The organism is Occallatibacter sp. (genome assembly GCF_049510455.1).
In the GTDB taxonomy this organism is placed as follows: domain Bacteria; phylum Acidobacteriota; class Terriglobia; order Terriglobales; family Acidobacteriaceae; genus Telmatobacter.
The window spans coordinates 1-22,902 of the sequence record NZ_JBEKYX010000044.1 but is presented as its reverse complement, the minus strand read 5'-3'; the positions used below and the strand labels follow the sequence as shown (position 1 = coordinate 22,902).

23 protein-coding genes are annotated in these 22,902 nt (G+C 57.3%); 13 read left to right on the top strand and 10 right to left on the bottom strand.

The genetic code is table 11. The features are described 5' to 3' along the window. Positions 1-11: 11 nt before the first annotated feature. A complete protein-coding gene (locus ABSG47_RS09810) occupies positions 12-2,345 on the top strand; it encodes a GH92 family glycosyl hydrolase (RefSeq protein ID WP_424169328.1) in 2,334 nt (777 codons plus the stop codon). Positions 2,346-2,352: 7 nt separating this feature from the next. Further along, positions 2,353-3,813, top strand: a complete 1,461-nt coding sequence (locus tag ABSG47_RS09805) for a glycoside hydrolase family 125 protein (RefSeq protein ID WP_424169326.1) — start codon at positions 2,353-2,355, stop codon at positions 3,811-3,813. Between the two features lie 65 nt (positions 3,814-3,878). Here the strand turns inward: ABSG47_RS09805 and ABSG47_RS09800 are convergent, their stop codons facing one another. Then, entirely contained in the window at positions 3,879-4,412 is a 534-nt protein-coding gene (locus ABSG47_RS09800; RefSeq protein WP_424169324.1) for a hypothetical protein, read from the bottom strand. Between the two features lie 141 nt (positions 4,413-4,553). Here ABSG47_RS09800 and ABSG47_RS09795 point away from each other — a divergent pair, with 141 nt between their 5' ends. From ABSG47_RS09795 to ABSG47_RS09780, 4 genes are all read left to right on the top strand, one after another. Further along, entirely contained in the window at positions 4,554-6,266 is a 1,713-nt protein-coding gene (locus ABSG47_RS09795) for a GH39 family glycosyl hydrolase (RefSeq protein ID WP_424169322.1), read from the top strand. 38 nt (positions 6,267-6,304) lie between these two features. Next, complete coding sequence (locus ABSG47_RS09790) at positions 6,305-7,087, top strand: coiled-coil domain-containing protein (protein ID WP_424169320.1); 783 nt, start codon at positions 6,305-6,307, stop codon at positions 7,085-7,087. Beyond that, positions 7,077-7,865 carry a tetratricopeptide repeat protein gene (locus ABSG47_RS09785; protein WP_424169318.1) on the top strand — a complete coding sequence of 263 codons (789 nt, stop codon included), beginning with the start codon at positions 7,077-7,079 and terminating at the stop codon, positions 7,863-7,865. The genes ABSG47_RS09790 and ABSG47_RS09785 overlap by 11 nt, the downstream gene beginning before the upstream one ends. Positions 7,866-7,949: 84 nt before the next feature. After that, positions 7,950-8,357 (top strand): carboxymuconolactone decarboxylase family protein, encoded by a 408-nt coding sequence (locus tag ABSG47_RS09780; protein WP_424169316.1) that lies wholly within the window; start codon positions 7,950-7,952, stop codon positions 8,355-8,357. Between the two features lie 13 nt (positions 8,358-8,370). Here the strand turns inward: ABSG47_RS09780 and ABSG47_RS09775 are convergent, their stop codons facing one another. The 5 genes from ABSG47_RS09775 to ABSG47_RS09755 form a co-directional block, all read right to left on the bottom strand. After that, on the bottom strand, positions 8,371-9,900 hold the full coding sequence (locus ABSG47_RS09775; RefSeq protein WP_424169314.1) for a GGDEF domain-containing protein: 1,530 nt from the start codon (positions 9,898-9,900) through the stop codon (positions 8,371-8,373). A gap of 13 nt (positions 9,901-9,913) precedes the next feature. Further along, complete coding sequence (locus ABSG47_RS09770) at positions 9,914-10,420, bottom strand: phosphotransferase-like protein (RefSeq protein WP_424169312.1); 507 nt, start codon at positions 10,418-10,420, stop codon at positions 9,914-9,916. 89 nt (positions 10,421-10,509) lie between these two features. After that, a complete protein-coding gene (locus ABSG47_RS09765) occupies positions 10,510-11,826 on the bottom strand; it encodes an alkaline phosphatase family protein (RefSeq protein WP_424169310.1) in 1,317 nt (438 codons plus the stop codon). Positions 11,827-11,880: 54 nt separating this feature from the next. Continuing rightward, positions 11,881-14,016, bottom strand: a complete 2,136-nt coding sequence (locus ABSG47_RS09760; protein ID WP_424169308.1) for a PAS domain S-box protein — start codon at positions 14,014-14,016, stop codon at positions 11,881-11,883. Positions 14,017-14,226: 210 nt separating this feature from the next. Then, positions 14,227-15,084: a hypothetical protein gene (locus tag ABSG47_RS09755; RefSeq protein WP_424169306.1), complete on the bottom strand. Its 858-nt coding sequence runs from the start codon at positions 15,082-15,084 to the stop codon at positions 14,227-14,229. Positions 15,085-15,355: 271 nt separating this feature from the next. Between ABSG47_RS09755 and ABSG47_RS09750 the strand changes: the two genes are divergently transcribed. Next, the gene (locus ABSG47_RS09750) at positions 15,356-15,766 is read left to right on the top strand and encodes a bactofilin family protein (RefSeq protein ID WP_424169304.1); all 411 of its coding nucleotides are present in this window, start codon (positions 15,356-15,358) and stop codon (positions 15,764-15,766) included. An 83-nt stretch (positions 15,767-15,849) separates the two neighbouring features. After that, a complete protein-coding gene (locus tag ABSG47_RS09745; protein WP_424169302.1) occupies positions 15,850-16,500 on the top strand; it encodes a class I SAM-dependent methyltransferase in 651 nt (216 codons plus the stop codon). 71 nt (positions 16,501-16,571) lie between these two features. On the opposite strand, the gene ABSG47_RS09740 is transcribed toward ABSG47_RS09745, so the two are convergent. After that, positions 16,572-17,627 carry an SPL family radical SAM protein gene (locus ABSG47_RS09740; protein ID WP_424169300.1) on the bottom strand — a complete coding sequence of 352 codons (1,056 nt, stop codon included), beginning with the start codon at positions 17,625-17,627 and terminating at the stop codon, positions 16,572-16,574. A 108-nt stretch (positions 17,628-17,735) separates the two neighbouring features. Here ABSG47_RS09740 and ABSG47_RS09735 point away from each other — a divergent pair, with 108 nt between their 5' ends. Next, positions 17,736-18,440: a metal-dependent hydrolase gene (locus ABSG47_RS09735; protein ID WP_424169298.1), complete on the top strand. Its 705-nt coding sequence runs from the start codon at positions 17,736-17,738 to the stop codon at positions 18,438-18,440. Between the two features lie 142 nt (positions 18,441-18,582). Here the strand turns inward: ABSG47_RS09735 and ABSG47_RS09730 are convergent, their stop codons facing one another. Next, positions 18,583-19,410: a ThuA domain-containing protein gene (locus ABSG47_RS09730; RefSeq protein WP_424169296.1), complete on the bottom strand. Its 828-nt coding sequence runs from the start codon at positions 19,408-19,410 to the stop codon at positions 18,583-18,585. Positions 19,411-19,558: 148 nt separating this feature from the next. On the opposite strand from ABSG47_RS09730, the gene ABSG47_RS09725 reads away from it, so the two are divergent. Further along, positions 19,559-19,756 (top strand): type II toxin-antitoxin system VapB family antitoxin, encoded by a 198-nt coding sequence (locus ABSG47_RS09725; protein WP_424169294.1) that lies wholly within the window; start codon positions 19,559-19,561, stop codon positions 19,754-19,756. Next, a complete protein-coding gene (locus ABSG47_RS09720) occupies positions 19,753-20,124 on the top strand; it encodes a PIN domain-containing protein (protein WP_424169292.1) in 372 nt (123 codons plus the stop codon). Before ABSG47_RS09725 ends, ABSG47_RS09720 begins: the two co-directional genes overlap by 4 nt. Before the next feature lie 72 nt (positions 20,125-20,196). Here ABSG47_RS09720 and ABSG47_RS09715 read toward each other — a convergent pair whose 3' ends face one another. Next, a complete protein-coding gene (locus tag ABSG47_RS09715) occupies positions 20,197-21,201 on the bottom strand; it encodes a glycosyltransferase family 2 protein (RefSeq protein WP_424169290.1) in 1,005 nt (334 codons plus the stop codon). Positions 21,202-21,333: 132 nt separating this feature from the next. Beyond that, a complete protein-coding gene (locus ABSG47_RS09710) occupies positions 21,334-21,654 on the bottom strand; it encodes a tetratricopeptide repeat protein (RefSeq protein ID WP_424169288.1) in 321 nt (106 codons plus the stop codon). 196 nt (positions 21,655-21,850) lie between these two features. On the opposite strand from ABSG47_RS09710, the gene ABSG47_RS09705 reads away from it, so the two are divergent. Continuing rightward, a complete protein-coding gene (locus tag ABSG47_RS09705) occupies positions 21,851-22,387 on the top strand; it encodes an acyl-CoA thioesterase (RefSeq protein WP_424169286.1) in 537 nt (178 codons plus the stop codon). A gap of 167 nt (positions 22,388-22,554) precedes the next feature. After that, a partial coding sequence (locus ABSG47_RS09700; protein WP_424169284.1) for a P-loop NTPase occupies positions 22,555-22,902 on the top strand: 348 nt, incomplete at its 3' end.

Sequence of the window (22,902 nt, the reverse complement as noted above, 5' to 3'; positions counted from 1 at the left end):
AGTTGGTTCGTATGTCCCCTATCTCTCGTCGTAGCTTTCTGCAGTCCACTGGTGCACTCTGCGCCTCCACTGCTCTTCCACTACCCGCCTTCGCAATTCCTCAAGGAGCCGATGCAGCCGATCCGCTTCGCTGGGTTGACGTCCGCGTCGGAACCGGTGGCCACGGCCATTGTTTCCCCGGCGCAAGCATGCCATTTGGAGCCGTGCAACTCAGTCCGGATACTTACAACTCGGATTGGGACTGGTGCTCGGGATATCACATTTCGGACGAATCCATCATGGGCTTCAGCCACACGCATTTGAGCGGCACCGGCTGCGGCGACCTCCTCGATTTCCTCGTCATGGCCGGCACCGGCCCGGTAAAGCTCGTTCCCGGCCCGCGCTCCAATCCCGAACAGGGTTATCGCTCGCGTTTCTCGCATTCCGATGAAATCTCCGAGCCCGGCTACTACTCCGTGCTGCTCAAGGATCCCAACGTCCGCGTCGATCTCACCGCAACCGAGCGCACTGGTCTGCATAAATACACTTTTCCTGAGAGCAATGACGCATGGCTCATTCTCGATCTCGCGCACAGCTATCTCACGGACAACCGCTCCAGCGTCCACTCCGCTGAGCTGAGCCAGCCCGCGCCAGACACTCTCGCCGGAGGCCACGTCACCAAGGCCTGGGGAGACGGCCGTCACTGCTACTTCTCACTGCAACTCTCGCGCCAGCCGGACAAAATTGTTTTCTACTCCGATGACAAGCCCGTCACCGCAACCGGAAAGCTCGAAGGCAACAATCTCAAAGCCGTTCTCCACTTCAAGACGCACGCGAATGAGGTCATCTTCATTCGCACCGGCATTTCTGGCGTAAGCGCGGAAGGCGCAGCAAAAAATCTTCGCGCCGAACAACCGAATACGGATCAGCCGGGCTGGGGCTTCGACAAAACTCGCGCCGCAGCGCAACGTGCCTGGCGTCAGCAGCTCTCGCGCATTCAGGCCGACTTCGCCACGCCCACGCAGAAGCGCATCTTCTACAGCTCGCTGTATCACATGTCGCTTGGCCCGCAGCTCTTTGATGATGTTGACGGCCAGTATCGGGGCATGGATAACAAGATTCATCAGCTCCCCGCGGGCAAACGCAACTATACCGCCTTCTCGCTCTGGGATACCTTCCGCGCCGCGCATCCCGCGTACACGCTCATACAAACAGACCGCGTCCCCGATTTCGCCAACACGCTCATCCGCATGGCGGAGCAAAGCCCCGCAGGCATGCCCGTATGGCCGCTTCAAGGCTGCGAAACCGGCACCATGACCGGCTATCACTCTGCCAGCGTTATCAGTGAAGCCATAGCCAAAGGCTTTCCCGGCATTGATACCGAGGCAGCCTACCGCGTCATGATGCGCCGCGCCATGGTGGATAACTATCGCGGCCTCGGTTACTATCGCCAGCTTGGTTATATCCCCGCCGACCGCGAGGAAGAGTCTGTCTCGAAGACCTTCGAGTATTGCTACAACGACTGGGCCATCTCGCACGTTGCAGACAAGCTCGGTCACGCAGACGATGCATCTCTGCTGCGCAAGCGCTCCATAAGCTATCGCCGCTACTTCAATCCGACGAGCAGCTTCATGGAGCCCAAACTCGAAAATGGCGAATGGGCGCGCCCCTTCGATCCCATCGAGATGGGTCACAGCAAGCAGTGGCGCGACTACACCGAATCGAATTCCTGGCAAACCACCTTTGGCGTCATGCATGATCCAGCAGGCCTCATCGCGCTCTTCGGCGGCCGCGAGCCATTCCTCACCAAGCTCGATTCGCTCTTCACTGTTCCCTCCACGCTGCCGCCTGACGCCCCGCCCGACATTGCCGGTATGGTCGGCCAGTACGCGCACGGCAACGAGCCATCGCATCATATCGCCTATCTCTTCACCTACGCCGGCGCGCCATGGAAGACACAGGCTCGCGTGCGTTCGCTGCTCGACACCATGTACCACGACGATCCTGATGGAATGGCCGGCAATGAAGACGTAGGCCAGATGTCCGCATGGTTCATCCTCTCCGCGCTCGGCTTCTACGCTGTCGATCCCGTCAGCGGAAACTACGTCGTTGGCTCGCCAATCATTGATCACGCAGTCCTCGAACTCGGTGGAGGCAAGCGCCTCACCATTGAAGTCAAGCGTAGCGATCCCTCGCACGCCTATGTGCAATCCTTCACGCTGAACGGCAAGCCACAGCAGCGCGCCTGGTTTCATCACTCTGACATCGCGCAAGGTGGAAGCATTGTCTTCGAGCTCGGCCCCAATCCCAACACCAGCTTCGGCGCAACTGAAGAGCTTGTTCCACCATCACTGAAACTTGGATAAAGTCCGTATGAATAACTCCCCACGCAGTCTTTCCCGTAGAGATCTTCTTGAGCGCGGCAGCATGGCTGCGCTCGGTTCCTGCCTTCCCGGCATCGCATCCGTTGCACACGCCGCCATTCTGCAATCAGCTCCGCAGTCCACGGGGCAGCGTCCTTTACCATCCGATCGCCGCTTCCACTCAGAAGCAGTCGAACAAACCATCACGGAAATCCGCGCCCGCATCTCCGACCCCGAACTCGCGCGCCTTTTCACCAACTGCTTTCCCAATACGCTGGACACCACTGTCACGCCCGGAACCTTTGAAGGCAAGCCCGACACTGTCGTTCTCACCGGAGACATTGCCGCCATGTGGCAGCGCGACTCCTCCGCACAGGTATGGCCTTATCTGCCGCTCGCAAAGCGCGATGAGCCTTTACGCTCTCTCATCGAAGGCGTCATCCGCCGCCAGACGCGCCACATTCTTATTGATCCTTACGCCAATGCCTTCATGGCCGACCTTAATGCTCCGCCGCTCGAGTGGAGCCGCACGGACAAGACCGAAATGAAGCCCGGCGTCGGCGAACGCAAGTACGAACTCGATTCGCTCTGCTATCCCATCCGCCTCGCACACGGCTACTGGAAGCAGACCGGAGACACGCAGCCCTTTGACGCGCAGTGGCGCAAAGCTATGGAGATTGTCGTTCGCACCATGCGCGAGCAGCAGCGTAAAAATTCACTTGGCCCTTATCACTTCCAGCGCTCCGCGCCTTCGCCCACGGAAACGCTCGGCGAAAGAGGCTACGGGAATCCAGTCAACCCCGTTGGGCTCATCGCCTCCGGCTTTCGTCCCTCAGATGACGCCTGCATCTTCCCGTTCCTTGTTCCCTCGAATCTCTTTGCAGTAACCTCGTTGCGCCAGCTTGCTGAAATGGCCAACGCCATCCTGCATGACGCCACACTCGCGCAGCGCGCATCGTCGCTCGCCGATGAAGTCGAAGCCGCGCTCCGCCAGCACGCTATCGCAACCACACCGCAAGGCGCCATCTGGGCCTATGAAGTCGATGGCTTCGGCGGGCAGGTCCTCATGGATGACGCCAACGTCCCCAGCCTTCTCGCGCTTCCGTACATCAACAGCTCGCCCGATGCCGCGCTTTACGCACGCACCCGCGCCTTCGTCTGGTCTGAGCGCAATCCGTGGTTCTTCCGTGGCACAGCAGGTGAGGGAATTGGCGGCCCACACGAGGGCGCAAACATGATCTGGCCCATGTCGCAGACCATCTACGCACTCACCAGCAACTCCGCCGCTGAAATTCGCACCGCGCTTCGCATGATCAAGCTCTCATCCGCCGGCACCGGCTTCATCCACGAGAGCTACTTCAAAGACGATCCCAAAAACTTCACGCGCGCATGGTTCGCCTGGGCCAACACGCTCTTCGGCGAGCTGATTATCAGTGTGGCCCGCACGCATCCCGAGCTATTGAACACTTAAACCGCGCGAACGTCGACTTTACGCGTCGCTTGTTAAAGATAATCGAATGGCCGGCAATCCCACCCTCATTCAAGCAGCAGAAATGGCGGCGAAGAAACGCGAAGGCCGAAATCCAGATGGATTTCGGCCTTCTTTGCGTTCATGCTTCTTGTGTTGTTAGCGGGATGAACCGCCGGCATATCCACCGTCTTGATGCGCTCGTCAGGCGTGCCGGAGGTTTGTCCAGTGCCGCCGCTTACGAGGTACTGATTCTTCAAATGCAGAATCACCAGGTCGCCGGGATGTACGCGAAGATTCGGAGACTGGCGTCCTTCGCCGTCCACCATGCAATAACGGATTGCGCCATCGCCCTGGGGTGCGTCGTAGGCCGTCAGATGTAGGTCGAGAATGCCGTTTACACTGCGAACATCTTTCGGCTCATCGACTACACTGCCCGTTTGCGGGCGCGGGCATGCTTGTTGAGCTCTTGTTTGCCCATGCAGTTGCACAGCGCCGGCGAAAAGGGAGACCTGCAGGAAGAGGACTGAGCAGCAGATGAAAATAATCCGGTTCGCTGGCGGGGGAATCGCAGGTGGAATCGGGGAAGTATATGACAGCATCGTTATCCCGGCCATCATGTTTACATCCATGTCTGCTCATCGCATGAAAGCCAGATGAATTCGTATCAGCCAAGATGGTAATCTTCATACGGATTTGTCTGCAATCTATTTGTGCCACATTCGATTGCTGCTGGAGAGAATATGAGATTTGTGCGTTACGCGTGGGCGCTTGCTTGTGGCTTGCTGTCAGTCTCCGCGATTGGACAAGGCACGGTTCCGGAATTGCCATCGCAGGTGATGGTTGCGCCGGTTCATGTCGCGGTTGATCTGGCGAAAACGGTGGGTCCGTACAAGCCGATCTATAGCTGGTTTGGCTATGACGAGGGTAATTACACTACGATGCGCGATGGCAAGAAGCTGCTTGGCGAATTGCATGATCTGAGCCCGGTGCCGGTGTATATTCGCGCGCATCATTTGTTGACTTCAGGAGATGGCGTGGCTGAACTCAAATGGAGTTCGACGAATGTGTATCGGGAAGATGCGAGCGGCAAGCCCATTTACGATTTCACAATTCTGGATGGAATTTTTGATGAGTACAAAGCTGCTGGTGTAAGGCCAATGGTGGAGCTTGGATTTATGCCGAAGGATCTGGCGGCGTCATTGCCGGATCGGAAGGAGTACCAGATTCACTTTCCGAAGAGCACGATCTCGGGAGCTTCAAACAATCCGCCAAAGGACTACAAGAAGTGGGGTGAGTTGGTTCGTGTGGTAACTGCGCACCTGGTGGAGCGGTATGGGCGGCAGACTGTATTGCAGTGGTACTTCGAAGTGTGGAATGAGCCGGACATCGACTACTGGCATGGCTCTGCTGAAGATTACTGGAAGCTGTATGACTATGCCGTCGCGGGGGTGCGTGCTGCGCTTCCGGGCGCAAGGGTTGGCGGGCCGGCAACTACGAGTCCGCGCAATGATAAGGCGAATGGGTATCTGCAAGGCTTTCTGACGCATGTTGCGACGGGCAAGAGTGCTGCAACCGGCGGCGCGATTCCGCTGGATTTTATTTCGTTCCACGTGAAGGGAAGTCCGCAGATATTGAACGGGCAGGTTCAGATGGGTTTGGATAAAGAACTGAAAGATGCGGATCGTGGGTTTGCAACGATTGCTTCGTTTGCAAAGTTTCATGAGCTTCCGATTATTTTGAGTGAGGCTGATCCTGAAGGTTGCGCGGCGTGTTCGAGCAAGATGAATCCGGCGAATGACTATAGGAATGGAACGCTGTATCCGGCTTACACGGCGGCGGCGTACAAAGCGCTGTTTGAGCTGCAGGACAAGCATCATGTGAATCTGATTTCGATGCTGAGCTGGTCGTTCGAATTTGAGAACAGAGACTACTTTGAGGGGTTTCGATCGCTGTCTACGAATGGAATCGATGAGCCTGTGCTGAATCTGTTTCGCATGCTGGGCATGATGGAGGGGACGCGGGTCGAAACGAGGAGTGATGCCGCGATTCCATTGAACACGCTAGTTGCGACTGGTGCGCATGCGGCTGCTGACGTGGATGCAATGGCGACGAAGGCAGGCAATGTAGCAGAGATTCTACTGTGGAATTATCGTGACGGTGAGGAATCGAGTGTGGCGCCTACCACTATGACGGTGACCGGTATGCCGCTTATGGCTAAGCGGGTATTGGTGAAGCAGTATCGCATTGATACGAACCACAGCAATGCATACACGGTGTGGAAGGCGATGGGGTCGCCGCAGCATCCTACAGCGGAGCAGTATTCGCAGTTGCTGGATCACGACGGGTTGGAGTTGATTGGATCACCGACTTGGCAGGATGTGAAGGATGGGAAAATCGAAATCAAAACAGAGTTGCCGAGCGAGTCGGTTTCTTTGGTGCAGGTGAGCTGGTGAAGCTGAGCGGAGATCGGGTTCGATAAACTGGAAGCTGCATGTCGGTCGAAATCATTCTTCAACAGAGCCCGGACGATGCCGCACTCCGCGATGGGCGCGAGCAACTGGCAGCTCTTCGGGGCAAGCTGGCGGAGCGGGAGCGCGAACTGGCGCGGTTGCGCGCGCAACTGAGGACATTTGAGAGCCGATACTTCCGGCAGGTTGGTACTCTCTACGCCGAGCTGGATGAGATTGAGGCGAGGATTGCTGAGCGCGAGGTGGATTTGTACGACTCGGACGCTGCGCGGCAGCGAGCCGAGGAGGCGAGGCAGCGGGCGCAGGAGGCTCATGATGCTGCGCTGGGCGAGGACGAAGAAGAGGAAGAGTTTGACCCCGCGCCAAATCTGAAGGCGCTTTTCCGCGAGGTTGCCAAGCGGATTCATCCGGACTTTGCGCGCGACGAGGCGGAGCAGCAGCACTTTACGCTGTTGATGGCGCGTGCGAACCAGGCGTATCGGCGCGGCGACATGGAGACGCTGCAGAGACTGATGGATGATCATCGCGAGGTGAACGGGGCGCTGTCCGGTGAGAGCTCAGCAGCTGAGTTGCTGCGTGTGACGCGGCAGATTCAACATGCGGAGCGCGATATTGCGACACTGGATGCGGAGAGTGAAGCGCTGCTGACGAGCGAGATTGCGCAACTGCATCTGGATGCGGAAGAGGCTGCGCGGGAGCATCGCGACCTGCTGACGGAGCTTGCCACGAAAGTTCGCGAGCAGGTTGCGGAGGCGCGGCGGCGGTTTGAGTTTGTGGACCGGCAGGTTACGGCGCATGGACGATAGAGATAAAGCCGGGCTGCAGCATACGCCTGCGCGCGCGGGACTGAGCCTGCATTCGTCGCGTTCGAGCATGATTGCGCGTGGACGGCGCGAGGCTGCGAGTGCGGCTACCAATCCGGAATTCATGCAGGGTGCTGCGGAGTATAAGGCCGGAAATTTTGCTGAGGCCGTGGCGGGCTTTCGGTTGGCCGCGGAACTGGGGCATGCGGAGTCGCAGTACATACTGAGCACGATGTATGAGGCTGGGCAGGGTGTGACGCGGGACGATGCGCAGGCCGCTTACTGGGAGCGCAAGGCCGCGGAACAGGGACATGCTTATGCGCAGGCTAACCTGAGCTTTCGCTACTATGCGGCGAATGATTTTGCGGAGGCCTTTGCGTGGTGCCAGCGTGCTGCATACAGCCAGCTCGCGTGGGCGCAATATAACCTGGGCCTGATGTATCGCAAAGGTGAGGGAGTGGCGCAGAGCAATGCGGAGGCTGCGCACTGGTATAGGCTGGCTGCGCAACAGAACTATGCTGAGGCGCAGCAGAAGCTGGGTGAACTTTATTACTTTGGCACGGGCGTTACGCATAGTTATGCGAAAGCTGCTTCATGGTTTCTTAAAGCCGCTGAAAATGGCAATGCTGAGGCTCAGTTTCAGTTAGGGCATCTTTATGCGACCGGGCAGGGTGTGGAGCATGATTATTTGCAGTACAGGCATTGGATTCGGCAGGCCGCGCTGCAGGGCCACGAGCAGGCGCAACGCGAATTGAAGAAGCGCGAGTATCGAGATGCGTAAAAACAGGGATCAGGGAATAGGGAACAGGTTATAGATAAAGAGATAAGGTGCGGCTATGAGTCGTAGTGATGGAAGGGGTGCGAGGTGGCTACTGTAAAGCTTTGGAGTGATGAGGAAGTTGCGGCTGTGCCGGCAGTGAAGGCGGTGTTTGACGATATACGGGTTACGCGAAAGTCGGACTTCGTCAATAATTTCTGGCGGGCGCTGGCGAATCAGCCGAGGCTTTTGGAGCGGACGTGGGCAAGCGTGAAGCAGGTGATGGTTGAGCCGGGGACGCTTGATCCGCTGACGAAAGAGTTGATCTATATTGCGGTATCGGCGACGAACAGTTGCAGTTACTGCGTGCATTCGCATACGGCTGCGGCGCGCGCAAAGGGGCTTACGGACGAGCAGTATGCGGAGTTTCTGGCGGTGGTGGGGATGGCCGCGGAGACGAATACGCTGGCGAATTCGATGCAAATTCCTGTGGATCGAGAGTTTCTGGCGGAGTGAGTATAGTTTGGCTTCAAAATTCGCCGGCAGGTGCTACATCTGCGATTGAGCCGATTTCGATGCGATTGCGGCCACGCTGTTTTGCCTTATAGAGTGCGCGGTCTGAGGCTTGAATGAGCGCTGCCGAGGAACTATTCTGGGATGCGATGCATGTGGCGACGCCGGCGCTAATAGTAACGAACTGGCCCAGGGATGTTTCATTGCGGATGCTTAATGCGCGGACTGCGGATTGCATACGCGCAGCGACCATCTCTGCGTCCTGAAGCTCGGTGTCGACCAGGATGGCGGAAAACTCCTCACCGCCGTATCGTGCGAGCAGATCGCTACTGCGCGTGAGAGCACTACGCAATGCTCCCGCAACTTCGGTGAGGCATTGATCTCCGTAGGGATGACCGTATTGATCGTTGAGACTCTTGAAGTAGTCGATGTCGATCAGCAGCAGTGACAGGGGTCGCCCGAGGCGCGCTGCGCGGTCCCACTCTACGGCGAGGATCTGGTCGAAGCAGCGACGATTTGCGACTCCGGTGAGGCTGTCGCGGAGGGAGATGACTTCAAGCTGGTCGCGTGCCTGACGCAGTTCATACTGTGAGCGAATGAAGCGGTTCTGCAGCATGATGGAGCGCGCTCCGTAAACGACCAGGGCAACAACGATTGCGGAGACGGCCCAACCGAAATGGGTGCGTGTCACTGCGATTCCGAATGCGAGCAGGGTGTAGGTGTAGAGGATGGGGGAAGCATTATCAATGAATGATGTGAGCAGACCGCCGGTTGCTGCATCGACTGATGCGGATTGTTGCGGCTGCGGGAGTAAAGCGCATACCACTACCAGCAGAAATGGAAAAACAACCAACAGGTCATACGGACCCGTTTGCTCCTGGAATGCAATGGTTATGTAGTTATATAAGGCAGCGCAGAACGCATAGGTCCATAGAAAGGCTGCAAGGATTTGATAGAAGCGGCGGGCCTCCGCGTCTCCAGGGCGTGCCAGCAGCCGTAATGTGACGAAACCGGCGAAGACGAAATTTTCGACGTTGTAAGTTGTCTGCAGCAGGCTGGCTGAGATGGGCTGCGGAGTTTGATGCATGAATGGAAGCGCGGAGAAGAGCGTGATATAGATCAGGCAGGCGGTCATGAGGACCTGCACGCCATCCAGCCAGGGGAAGAGCGCTACGTGCGGCTGCTCGGTAGGCAGTGAAATTGCCAGCAGGATTGGGACGCCGTAGAGCAAATAGATCAGATCGGAGACGCCTGCATCGATCTGCATGGAATTGCGTGTCAGATCTTCCCACGCAGCAAGCGAAAGCCCTATAGCCCAAAGAAAAATGGCAGATGAGAGAAGGCCCCAAGAAATCCGCATGCGGGAGGTGCATCGAACTGTTCGCCAGATGCAGGCAAAGACCGCAAACCATACACCTATAAGCTGGAAGGGATAGGAGACGGCCATCTTATATGGCCGCGTAAAAAAAAGGCACAGAGCAAACAGGGTTAGATAACCCACAATCAATGCGACGGCACGTGCGATATAGAACAATCTGCTGCGCATGGCTTAGCTCAATTCAACTCAGTCGGAATATACCCTCGTCAAGACCGGCGCGGATTTGTTGCGCGATGGATTTTGCGTCACCGTTATCATCGCAGATCTCATGTTTTGGGAGGCCTTGAAACATTCTATAGAAGTCAGGGGAGATGGTGTAGTCAGTAATTTTGCCTTCGGGCCGTGTGGCGGCACGCTGTTCGCAGGTTGCCAAGCTGGGCCGCACCATTACGAAATCGATTGGGGTTTCCTTGAGGATTTTGCGGGCTGTGTCAAGGAAGTCCAGAGGGAAGGAAAAGTCCAGCAAGACTTCATAGCCGCTGCGAGCGAGAGGTACGGAGGCTGCTGTGATGGGGCGCATGAGTATGCGAAAGCGTTCTTGCCGGGGCTTTGCATCCGGCTTGGTGAAGACTGGCCAGAAGGCATCGCCTTCGATATAGGAGAGCGGCGCAGACGATATGGCGATGAGTTCTCGCGCTACTGTGGTTTTGCCTGCACCGATGGGGCCCGAGAGCATCACAACAGACATTGCGAATCTCCTCGTGGCCCGATTTTATAACAGTATCGGCGTGGATTCGATGAATCGTGTTGTAACGGCTTGCTAAATGCTCAGGTCACTCATTTATCGCGGCCTTGATCGCGCAGGGTTTTGGAAAGAATGTTGATGTCTCCGTCTGATGGCGGAGGGTTGAGCCCGAGGATGTGTGCGATCCAGGGATACAGGTTGACGTTTTCAAAGGGAACTACGGTCTTGCCGCTGACGATGTCTGGTCCGGCGGCGTAGAAGCTGGCTTTCATCTCCGGCATGATATGCGGGTCGAAGCCGTGCGCGCCGGGGATGGGCGGCGTGTCGAGTTGGCCCGCGCGCAGTGCGTGGGCGCGAATGGAGTAAGGGCCGGTGGCGATGACGACGGGATCGCCTTCGCGAGGGTTCTGATTGTAGTGGAGATCGGCGGGCACGTCTTTCAGCCGGTAGACGACGAATGAGGAAGAGGCGTGCTTGAGCTGATCGTAGACGCGCTCGCGGTCCTCTTCGGTTTTGCCGTAAAGAAGCGAGCCGACGGCCTCGAAGTTGGTGAGATCGGCGAATTTGTCGAGCGTGATCCAGGGGCTGTCGATTTTGACCATACCGTGATCGCTGATGACGACGAGATCGATGGGCAGGCTGGTGGAATCGAGCGCGGCTTTCAGCTTGCCGATGAGCGCATCGACTTTGTGGACGGCGGCACGGGTTTGCGGCGCGTCAGGGCCGTACGTATGGCCTTCATGATCGGGTTCGGAGTAGTAAATGGTGAGGAAGTGCGGACGGTCTGCGGCGGGAAGCTTGAGGAGGGCGACGGCGTCGTCGATGCGGGCCTGTTCGACAGCGTCCGTGGCTTCGGTTTTGCCGTCGAAGGTGGCGTACCAGGTGGGACGATAGTCTGCGATTTTGGCTTCTGAGCCGGGCCAGAAGAGGCAGGCAGTGCGCATACCCTGGCTTTCAGCGAGGCTCCACAAGGGAACGCCGGAGTACCAGCTACCATCGGTGACGGCGACACTGTTGTTGATGGCGTAGCGGGCCTGCTTCTGCTCGTCGTAGAAGCTGTTGGCGACCAGGCCGTGATGCTCAGGATAGAGGCCGGTGACGATGGTGTAGTGGTTGGGAAAGGTGAGCGATGGGAAGCTGGGCAACATGCCTTGGGGAGCCCAGACCCCTTGCTTGCCGAGCGCCAGGAGATTGGTAGCTCTGTCGCGCTCCGCGTAGTCCCAGCGGAAGCCATCCAGCGAAACCAGCACGAGATAATGCGCCTTTTGCGCTGCCGGAGAATTGGGGCCGTTCTCTGTGTGTGTGAGCGGCAGCGCCGGGTTGAGATCGGGCTGCTGCGCGAGCGCCGCACCGCAGAACGCAAGCGAAAAAAAGAAAAGCAACAGGCGGCCAGTGGAACGAATTTGCATGCAAGTCTCCCGCATCAGGTTATCGCATAAGACTGAGCTGGAAGGATGATGTGTTTATCGAAGACCATCCAGGGGTTCGGCGGGAAGAAAGAAACGAAAGACTGTCCCGGAAGCGTCTTCTCGCGTAGTGCTTCGAACACGGAGAGATCCGCGTTGACGAGACGCAATCTCCTTCGAGATCCAGAGTCCGAGGCCGTTTCCGCTGTTTCCTTTGGTGGTGAAGAAGGGCTCGAAGATATGGCGGATCTTGTCGGCAGGAATGCCGGAGCCTGTATCGGCGACGGTGAAGACAAAGCCACGCTGCTGAGTCTCCCAATTGTGTGAAAGATGCGTGCGCACGAGAAGACGTCCTCCCGATCCATTCATGGCTTCAATGGAATTGCTGATCAGATTGTTGAGAACCTGACGGACGTCGCCTGCAAAACAGACGATCGGTTCGCTTGGATACTGGCGCAACTCGGCGGTAATGTTCCCAGTCTTGAGGCGCCGTTCATGAACACCGAGGACCGTCTCAATGAGATCAGAGGGATAAATTTGCTCCGGATTTGTAGATTGCTTATGGAAGCGCAGCGTCTGATTGGTAATGATGGCTACCCGGCGTAGTTCGCTCTCCGCAGCTTCCACGAACGATTGCACGCTTTCGGCTGATTGACTATGCCGCGCGAGATAAAGCAGATTCGTCACCGCTTCGAGCGGATTGTTGATCTCATGCGCGATCGACGCGGCGAGCCTTCCAACGGCGGCCAGTTTCTCGCTCCGTATGAGCGCGGATTCAGCGCGTTTGAGATCGCTGATGTCGCGGGCCTCCGGGACCATGTAAAGAACCGTGCCATCCGCATCAAAGACGGGCGTGAGTGAAAAATCGAAGACGATCACATTCCCCGATGGCTGCGTGAGGGACAACTCGGTACGCGTGGCGTGCCCGGTAGCTGCGCGCTCCACAACTGAGCGGATTTGCTCGGTCATTCCCTTCGTATGACGGAACCATGGACCGTTCCAGAACGGCTGCCCAATGACCTCATCGCGGGAGTTGCCGGCAAAAGCGAGCGAGGCGCGGTTGCAATCGAGAAGGAGACCCTCGGGATCGAGAATACCGATGTATTCGAGGCTGGTGTTGTAGATGGAATTCAGGCGCTCGCGACTCTCTCTCAAGATGTGCATGGCGCGCCGCCGCTCCTGCACACTGCGAAAGACGAGAACGACACCTGAGAGCTCGCCCTTTGCGTCAAGAATCGGAGCCCCGCTGTCGTCGATCGGGATTTCGCTTTCATCTTTGCGAATGAGCGCAGTGTGGTTTGCGAGGGCCACTGCGTCCCTGGTGCGTAAGACCTTTTCGACAGGACTTTCTACGGTGACGCGAGTTTCTTCATGAACTATGCGGAAAACCTTTGCAAAAGGAGTTCTGACAGCCTCCTTCTGTGTCCAGCCGGTGAGGGCTTCGGCGGCTGGATTGAGCATTCGAATGCTGCCATCCGGCTCGCAGACAATGACGCCATCTCCAATACTTTCGAGCGTGGTTCGAAGCGAGTCGCGCTGCGTTTCAGCATCCGTCAACTGCTGCTGGAAAGCTGCGGTGATCTCACGATAGAGCCTTGTTCCGTACCATAAGATGAGGATTCCCAGGACAACGGCGCTGCTCAGGATGATGATTGGCAGACGCTTGAGCGCGATTGTCGCTTCTGTGCGACTCTGCTCCCGGATGGCGAACTGAGACGCATTCAGCTTTGAGAACTCGCTGCGGAGATCGTCCATCGTCTCCTTCTCATGCTGGAGGATCTGGTCGCGATTCCGGTCAGAGAGATGGCTATCGAGCAGTTGCTTATTGGTCTCGTTGAAGCTGCGCGCGCTATCGGCGATGTAGGCGACCTGCTTCGAGAGCGATTCGTCAGAGACGGCCAGGTCTTTGAGGGCGGACAATTCACTGTCCTGACGGCTCATTCCGTCCAGGTACGGCTTAAGGAGCAAAGTATTCCGCGAGGCCAGATAGCCGCGTAATCCGGTCTCTTCGTCCATGAGACTCTTCTGGATGAGATTGCTCTGGAGCAATATGGATGTGGCCTGCGCGCCGACAAGGCGGGACTCTGCGATCGACCGGATCTCAAGTCCGATAATCACTAGAAAGGCACAGCAGCACAAAACAGGCAATGCCGCAAAACGGAGTAGAAGTTTTCGGAATGAGAGCTCTGTCATTGCATTTTCCAGGCGGTTTTCCGGCTCCAGTATTGCGCCTGTGTATTGCGACCAGTAGCTGAGTCATGACAGCAACGGCAACAAGAAATTTCAGCAGGATTCATCAAAAGATCAACGCCTCTACCCGCAAGCCGACACGCCATTTCGGATTTCCGTGAAAATCCATAGCATCGATGCACAATTGCGATAAGTGTAAACTGCGAAGCTCGCTCAGCGGGAGTCGGAGATGAGGCCCTTCTGCGTGTCCCGGAGCATCTTGACGGCCTGTTTGTAATCCAGCGAGCCGGAGACCGGGGTGAAGTGGGTTTCTTCCTCGGTGGTGTCAAAGACTCTGGTCTTGAAGAGCAAGCGGCCGCTCATCTTCATCTGGAAGCCTGTGATGTGCCAGATGCCTCCTCCGACGTCAGCCTGATCGATGGCTATGGAGCCGCCTTTGTAGAGCCGGCCGAGGACTCCCCAGCCGAAGTCCACGTCGTTTTGCAGATGCCCTTCAAGATGCGTGACGCGCTGGTGTGCGGGATCGATCCAGATTTCGCCGGTCATCTGGGTGAGGATCGTCGTTTCGAGGTCAGGCGGGTTGAATCTGGGATTGGGAGTGAAGGTGTAGCGCTCGATTGTGGCGCCTGAGGGTGTGGTCTGCGGTCCCGCGTCCTGATAGAGAAAAGCCTGGGGCAGGATGCGAAGGACTTTCACGGCGCGTGCGGTTTCGGCGTCTTCCGATTGTTTACGGTGCTGCTGCTTGCCGGGATCGGAGAGGATGGTGTCGAGACGCGCCTGCTCCTTCTCCGTGTCGTCGGCGGAGGGCGGCGCGTCGTTGACGGCGAGGAGGAGGGCGACCTGGCCGTCTCTGGTCTCGACCATCTGCTTGGTGGTGGTGAGGCGAGGGCTGGATTTTCTGAGCCGATACTGCATGGGATGGGACGCATCCTGCTCGGCGGAGAGCTCGTTCTGAAGCGCATGCTCGACCGAACCGGCGCCGGTTTGCTGTGCGGAGGTTTGCGGCGGGCAGGCCAAAGCCATGGGGGCGATGAGCGTAATCCCTGTCAGTACGGCCAAAAATTTACGCATCGCGTCTCGAATCAGGCTCCAAAAGCAGGTGGTGAAGCGAAATAGCAGTCCTTTTTGTATCGCGCGAAGTATACAGTGCGCCTATTAGTTAGACTCTAAATTGCCGCGGTAGTTTCGGGCTTTTGCTGGAGGATGCAAGCAGTTGCCGGATTGGGAAATGCGCCGAGGAGAGGAAAATGCCGCTGCCGTGAGATTTCCTTCATCCACGGCTGCGCGTAAACCGGCTACACTGGTGTGAAGTTTTACCAACTTATACCCGGAAGGACTAAATATGGCCATGGATACTACTCCGGCGCGCCTAGGCAAAAGCATTGTGGTTCGCGGCGAGGTGAAGGGTGCTGAGGATCTGACGATTGACGGTCGGGTGGAAGGCACGGTGCAGCTTGGCGACAACCGGCTGACGATTGGACCGAATGCAAACGTGGCCGCGGATTTGGTGGCGCGGGATGTGCTGGTGATGGGCCAGGTTCAGGGAAATATTCTTGCGACGGGGCGGGTTGAGCTGCGCGCGGGCTGCATGGTGGAGGGCGACGTGCGCGCGCTTCGGCTGGCGATTGAGGATAATGCCGGGTTCCACGGAAAGGTGGACCTGACGCAGAGCACAGCAAAGCCGGCTGCGACGCCTGCGGGTGCGGCGACCGAGAGTGCGCCGGTTCCGACGCAGGCGAGCCTGAAGATTTAGCCTCAACAATTTCGCAAACGTCTGACTCTCAGCTTGTCTCCCGACACGCGGCGCTCCGTGCGCCGCGGAGGATTTTTAAATTCATGTTGCGCTGGTTGGATAAACGTCATGGAAACCAGGCCTCCACTCCGAGCCGGGGAGTAACTGGACCGAAGGTGGGCCGGCACTCAGGCGGGTGGATGGCTCTGCGGAAGCGGCTGGAGGCCGAGCCTGGGCTGCGTGTGCTGGATACCGGGTATACTTCGCCGACAAATATCAATTACCTGACGAGCCTGGGCCACAGCGTGTACATGGCCGACCTGGTGCATGACGCATGCACCGGCGAGTGGAAGCGCGGCGAGGATGAGGATGGCAAGCAGGTGTACGACGTGGACGGCTTTCTGGAAGCATCCCTGAGCTTTGCTGAAAAAAAGTTTGACATTGTGCTGCTATGGACGACGCTGGATTATCTGCCGGAGGCGCTGGTGGCCGCGGTGGTGCAGCGGCTGGCGGATGTGATGAATCCGGGCGGGAGCGTGCTGGCGCTTTTTCATACGCGGACACAAGGTGATGAGACGGTGCATTGCCGGTTTCACGTGACGCCGGGAGATGACGTGGAGATGCAGCTTGCGGAGCAGTTTCCCATTCAGCGGGCGTTTACAAACCGGAGTATTGAGAGGCTGTTTGCGGGCTGGAGCGGGCACAGGCAGTTTCTGGCGAAGGATAGCCTTTCTGAAGTGATTATGACGAGATAAGGGCGAGTGACGAAGGACGAGTGACGAACGAACCAATAGATCTTCAGTCACTCGTCAACCGTTCTTGATCCTTATGCAGAAAACGGGAGCCAGGGCTGCGGTGAGACGGGTTCGATACGCTGTTTGGCGAAGGCTTCGCCGAACTGGGTGCGCTCGCCGAGCTTGAATTCGCGGCGGATGGATTCGACGAGTTCGGAAACGCGCTTTCGGTATTCAGCGGAGACGAATGCGCTCTGGCCGTAGCGCTGCTGGTAGCTCTTTTCAAGAGCGGGAAAATTTTCACGGACAAATTGGAAGAATACAGGCTGCGAGCAGGGCTTGAGGAAGAGCGCGCCGGCGTGGAGGAAGTTTGCTCCGGCTTCCGCGGCGGCGCGCGCTACGGCGGAGATGGAGGCGCGCGAGTCTGTGATTCCGGGCATGAGCGGCGAACACATGACGCCTGCGCGGAGGCCGGCTTTGCGAAGCTGGGCGACGGCGTGCATGCGCATATCAGGGCGCGGAGCGCGCGGCTCAAGGATGCGGGCAAGGCGCGTGTCCATGGTGGTGATGGTGATGTGGATGCCGAGCTGATTGCGGCGCGCGACGGCTTGAAGCAGCTCGAGGTCGCGAAGCACGAGCGCAGACTTGGTGATGAGGCCGAGGCGGAAGCCGCCGACTTCAGCAAATACCTCAAAAATTGAGCGCGTGATGCGCTGACGGCGTTCGAGGGGCTGGTAGGGATCGGTGGCTGTGCCGATGCCGATGACGGTGCCCGGCCTGAGGCTGCGGAGGTCCTGGCGGAGAACCCAGGCGGCGTTTTCCTTGAAGTAGATTTTGCGCTCGAATTCCTGTGGATCGCGCATTTCAAGGAATTCGTGGGTGTAGCGGGCGTAGCAGTAACGGCAGCCGAATTCGCAGCCACGATAGGGATTGATGGCGTGGGAGAACGGCGTGCCGCGCTTGGAGACAACTTTACTGACAATGGACCGGGAGCGGAGAGGACGGTATTCGGTCAGGCAGCCTGTATCAGCGAGCGGGGCCGCGGCGGCGATGCGGGCGAGGGGCGTCATGCGGGGTTCGGGTTCAGTTTGCCCCAGGATGGTGAAGAGCGATTCGGGTTCTATGAAGTTGTGAGTAATTTTCGCCATATATTCGCCTTTTGAGCTAAGGTACGCTTGCGCGACTCCGGCGTCAAGGGCGATTCTGTAAGGGTTTGATTTTGAGTTGATTTTGTAATTTCTGTACAGGAGATAAAAATGGCTTCCTCAAAGGCAGTGAAGATTACGTGGCTGGGTCATGCAACGGTGCTGGTGGAAACGGCGAAGGGCACGACAGTGCTGATCGATCCGTTTATCGAGCACAACCCTAAATATCCAAAGGGCTTTGAGCTCCCGGAGAAGATTGATTACGTGCTGCTGACGCATGGGCATGGAGATCATATTGGCGATACCGCGCCTGTGGCGAAGAAGACCGGTGCGACCGTTGTGGCGATGGTGGAGCTGGCGGAGTTCATTGCAAAGCAGGGCGTGGAAAAGACGATTGGCATGAACCTGGGCGGAACGGTGCAGTTGGGCGATGTGGCGGCGACGATGGTGGAGGCGAAGCACTCGGCGGGAGCGCAGGACAGTGCGGGCACGCATTATGTGGGCGTGGCGGCGGGTTTTGTGCTGACGCCAAGCGAAGGGCCGGCGCTCTATCACGCTGGAGACACGACGGTGTTTGGCGATATGCGGCTGATTGGAGAGCTTTACCAGCCGGAGATTGCAATGCTGCCGATTGGTGGGCACTATACGATGGGGCCGCGGGAGGCAGCGGTGGCAGTGCAACTTCTGGGGTCAAGGACGGTTCTGCCGATCCACTGGGGAACATGGCCCGTGCTTGCCGGCACGCCGAAGGAGCTGGCGGGATATGTGGCTCCGGGCGTGGATGTGGTGGAGTGGGAGCCGGGGGACGTGTATTAGGGAATAGGGACAAGGGACGAGAGACTAAGGTTATAGATAAGAAGCAAAAGCTATACAAGGCAAAAGCTGTAAAAGGCTATAGATATCCCATCCTTTTCGCGGTGAAGCTGCGTTAAGGATGGGATTTCGTTTGTTAGAGCTGTTACTGTGCGGGACGCGCGTGTGTGGTGGTGCTGGCTTCGGTGAGGCCGAGAGACCATTTGATGGCTTCGAAGTACATGGTGCGGATTTGCGGGTCGTCCCAGGCTTCGACTGTGTGGCCCAGCGTGGAGTAAAAGACGTGGCCTTTGCCGTACATCTTGGTCCAGGCTACGGCGAAGTCGTGATCGGCGCGGTGGACGCGGGGGTTGTTGTATTCGAGCTTCGTTGGATCGAGGCTGAGGAGCACGTTCACATTGTCGCGTGACCATGCTTTGGGCTGATAGATCTCATCGTGCTTGGTGAAGGTCTTGGGGAACTGGCGGACGATGGGTGAATCCGGCGCTTCGTTGATGATGGGTGCGTCGAAGGTCATCCACGGGTGCTGATCGAACCATCCGCCGATCATCTCGCCATACTCGGGCCAGGTGTAGTTGGTGTCAAGCGCGGCGTGAATGCCGACGAAGCCCTTGCCTTCATCGTGGATGGCGGAGAGCATGTCGGCGCGCTGGGCGGGATCGGTGAGGATTTCGCCGGTGGTGCTGGCGAAGACGATGGCGTCAAAGTAGTCGAGATTTTTAGCGTTATTGCCGAGCTTCTTCTTGGTAAGCAGCTCGGTGTCAGTGCGCAGCGTGGCATCCCAGAGACCGCTCTGCTTGCCCATGTTGTAGATGGCCGCCATGGCGGAGGATACGGAGTCGTGTTCGAAGCCTTTGGTCTCGCCGATGACGAGGACGTGCTTGATGTGTTGCTGGGTTGGCTGGGCCCATGTGGGGAGGGTGAAGGCGATTGCGATCAGAGAAAACAAAAGACAACGACGAGAGCTGGACACGCGGTACACCTCGAAATGATTTACGGGAGAAGTTTACAGGTTGAGGGGTGAACAGAGCTTTGGATTCAACAGCGAATTGAGACTCGCGGAACAGAGGTGCTCCGGAAATGAATCTAAATGGTGCTAAAATTGGTGCAAGGAGGTTCCTATGCGTGCCACCGTATCGCTTGACGACAATTTGCTGAGGACCGCTGAGGAATATAGCGGGGTTACTGAAAGAGCCGCACTGCTGCGCGAGGCTTTGAAGTCGCTGATCGCGCGCGAAGCCGGCAGGCGGTTACTGGCATTGGCTGGAACTGCTCCGAATATCGAAGATGTGCGGAGATTACGAGTGGATGAACTGTGATTCTGGCAGATGCTTCGATCTGGATTGCCATGTTTCGCAGCGGGGCGTACCAACAGGAATTGAGTACCCTGATCGAAACCGACCAGCTCTGCATTCATCCATTTTTGGTTGCAGAGCTTGCGCTTGGATCATTGCCGGATCGCGCAAATACGCTTCGCTTTCTTGACCAACTGATTCAGCTTCGCCCTGTTCTACTTGCTGATCTTCGTGTACTTATCGAAGCGAGAAAACTGACTTCTACAGGGATTGGACTGACGGATGCGCATCTCATCGGGTCTTGCCTGGCATCTTCTGGTGTGAAGATCTGGACGATCGATAAGAATCTTGGCAAGGTTGCGGAATCGCTTGGGATTCGCACTATGCTGTGAGCGTGAAAATGAAGCAGGCAAAAGCCCCGCGTGGAGTGAATCCATGCGGGGCTGATTTTTGAGCCTGGGGTTTTAGAAATTGCTGTCGCGGCTATCGGAGAGCATGCTGGGCTCTTCAGGGGCGCGCAAGCGAACGAGCCGGTCAATCGCGTACGGCGAGCGCTGCTGCGAGGTGTAGTAGTGGCGCACCTGCAGCTCGCCGAGAAGACCGATGGCGAGCATCTGGATGCCTGCGACGATGAGCACGCCGGCGATGACGAAGAGCGGGCCGTGCGCGTCCATGACGCTCTGGTGTGGGTTCATGATCTTCATGGCCATCAGCAGGACTGAGAAGAAGCTGCCGAGCAGAATTCCCAGCGCGCCGAAGGCGCCGAAGAAGTGCAGCGGGCGGCTCATGTACTTGAGCAGGAAACGAATCGTCAACAGGTCAAAGAAGACGCGGAAGGTGCGTCCGATGCCGTAATGGCTCTTGCCGCGCAGGCGGTTGACGTTCTTGATGGGAACTTCACAGATGGAGGCTCCATACCAGCTTGCAAGCGCGGGGATGAAGCGGTGCATCTCGCCGTAAAGCGGAATGTTCTGGATGACTTCGCGGCGATAGGCCTTGAAGGTGGTGCCGAAGTCGTGAATGTCTACGCCGGAGAGCTTGGCCATGAGCCAGTTGGCGATGCGCGAAGGGATGCGGCGCATGATGAAGTTGTCGATGCGCTTCTCACGCCAGCCGGAGACGACGTCATAGCCTTCTTCGAGCTTTTCGAGGAAGTTGGGGATCTCATTGGGATCGTGCTGAAGGTCGCCGTCCATGGAGAGAATGAATTCGCCCGAGGAGTGATCGAAGCCCGCTGCAAGCGCTGAGGTCTGGCCGAAGTTGCGGCGCAGCTTGACGACGAGCACACGGCTGTCGACTGCGGCAATTTCTTCGAGAAGCTTGTACGTGCGATCACTGGAGCCGTCGTCAACGAGGACCAGCTCAAAGCTGTCTCCTACCTGCTCCATGACTTGCTTGAGGCGGGCGTAAAGGGCGGTTACGTTCTCTTCTTCGTTGTGAAAGGGGACGACGATGGAATACTTCGACATATCAGTAGTATAGATGCCGAAGAACTTGAAAAGTTAACGGAAAAATAAAGAGTTATAAGGGTGCGGTAAGAGAGGGATCAAGAGTCTAAAAGGGCTGAAAGCGGCTCTCTTGATCGAGCTTATTCACTCAGTTCATCCGGCTAGTTCATCCAGCATGGCCTGCATCTCACTGAGCGCATGGCGGTTCCCGGAGCGTGCTGCGCAGTTGATGCCCTCTTTGAGGCGGATGATGGCTTCATCCTTGCGGCCGGCTTTGGCGAGCGTTTGCGCGGCCATGAAGTAACCGGCCGTGTAGTCGGGATCGTCCTCAAGGAGCTGGTTGAACTCGACCACGGAAGCGTCGACCTCGCCGCGGCTGGCGAGCTCAACAGCGATGCCATAGCGGGCAAAACTGTTCTTCGGGTCCATCGCAAGGATTTCTTTTAATCCCGCAATCTTGTCAGTGGTACTCATGAAGGAGTCTTAGGTGTCCTGCTGGGGAGAATTTGCGTAAATCAGCGCGATTGCCGAAACTGGATATGAGCTTCCCATTGGATTCGGCCCCCGCCTGAATCATTGTAGCTGTTCAGGAGCGTTTGCGGAGTAATACCGAAGTTTTGATTTCCGCATGCGAGAGTCACCACGCGGGAAGTAACGGAGAGGGCAAGAGATGAGCAGCATGGAAAATCAGCAAAACGCCCATTTTGTTTCCGAATCGCAGTCGGAGATGACGGAAATTATTCTGCCCAATGATACGAATACCCTGGGCAATCTCCTGGGTGGACGGCTGATGCACTTTATCGACCTTACCGGCGCGATGGCAGCGTACCGGCATACGCGCACGCATGTAGTGACGGCTGCGATGGATCACATTGATTTTATTCATCCGGTGCATGTGGGCGATCTTTTGATACTGAAAGCCAGCGTGAATCGTGCCTTTCGCACTTCGGTGGAAGTGGGCGTGAAGGCGTGGGTGGAGAACACCTTTACCGGCACGCGGCTGCATGTGGCCAGCGCATATCTGGTGTTTGTTGCAGTGGATACGAATGGGCGGCGTGTTGTGGTTCCGGAAGTAAAGACTGCGACGGCGGATGAAGAACGGCGCTATGCGGATGCGCAACTGCGCCGCGAGCATCGCGAGGCTGAAGCAGCGCGGCGGAAGGCGGGACGCAAGGCTACGGCTGCTTTAACGAATGCAGCGAATTGAAGTTGCGCGCATCGAAAGAATGATTCGGGGTCGCTTTAAAGGCCAGGGGCTAAAGCCCCAAAATTTTTGAGCAGCGTTCGGCACGACTAAAGTCGTGCCCTGTTACAAAACAAATTTCGACAGAGACGGGACTGCGAGGTCCCGAGGCAAGACAAGGAGTATTCAAAATGGCACACGGTCACGCCATGCCCGCGCCCGCATCGATTCCGGGTGTTTCAAAGATCATTGCAGTTGGCTCCGGCAAGGGCGGAGTTGGAAAGACCACGGTGGCTGTGAACCTGGCGCTGGCGCTGAGCCGGCTGGGGCAACGCGTGGGTTTGATTGACGCGGATATCTATGGGCCGAATGTGCCGCTGATGATGGGTTCAAGTCAGCAGCCGCGAGTGGGGGAAGGGAACATTATTGTCCCGAACCTGACGCATGGGATCAAGACGATTTCGATTGGGTATATTTCGCCGGGCGACAAACCGATGGTGATGCGCGGACCGATGCTGCACCAGATCATCCGGCAGTTT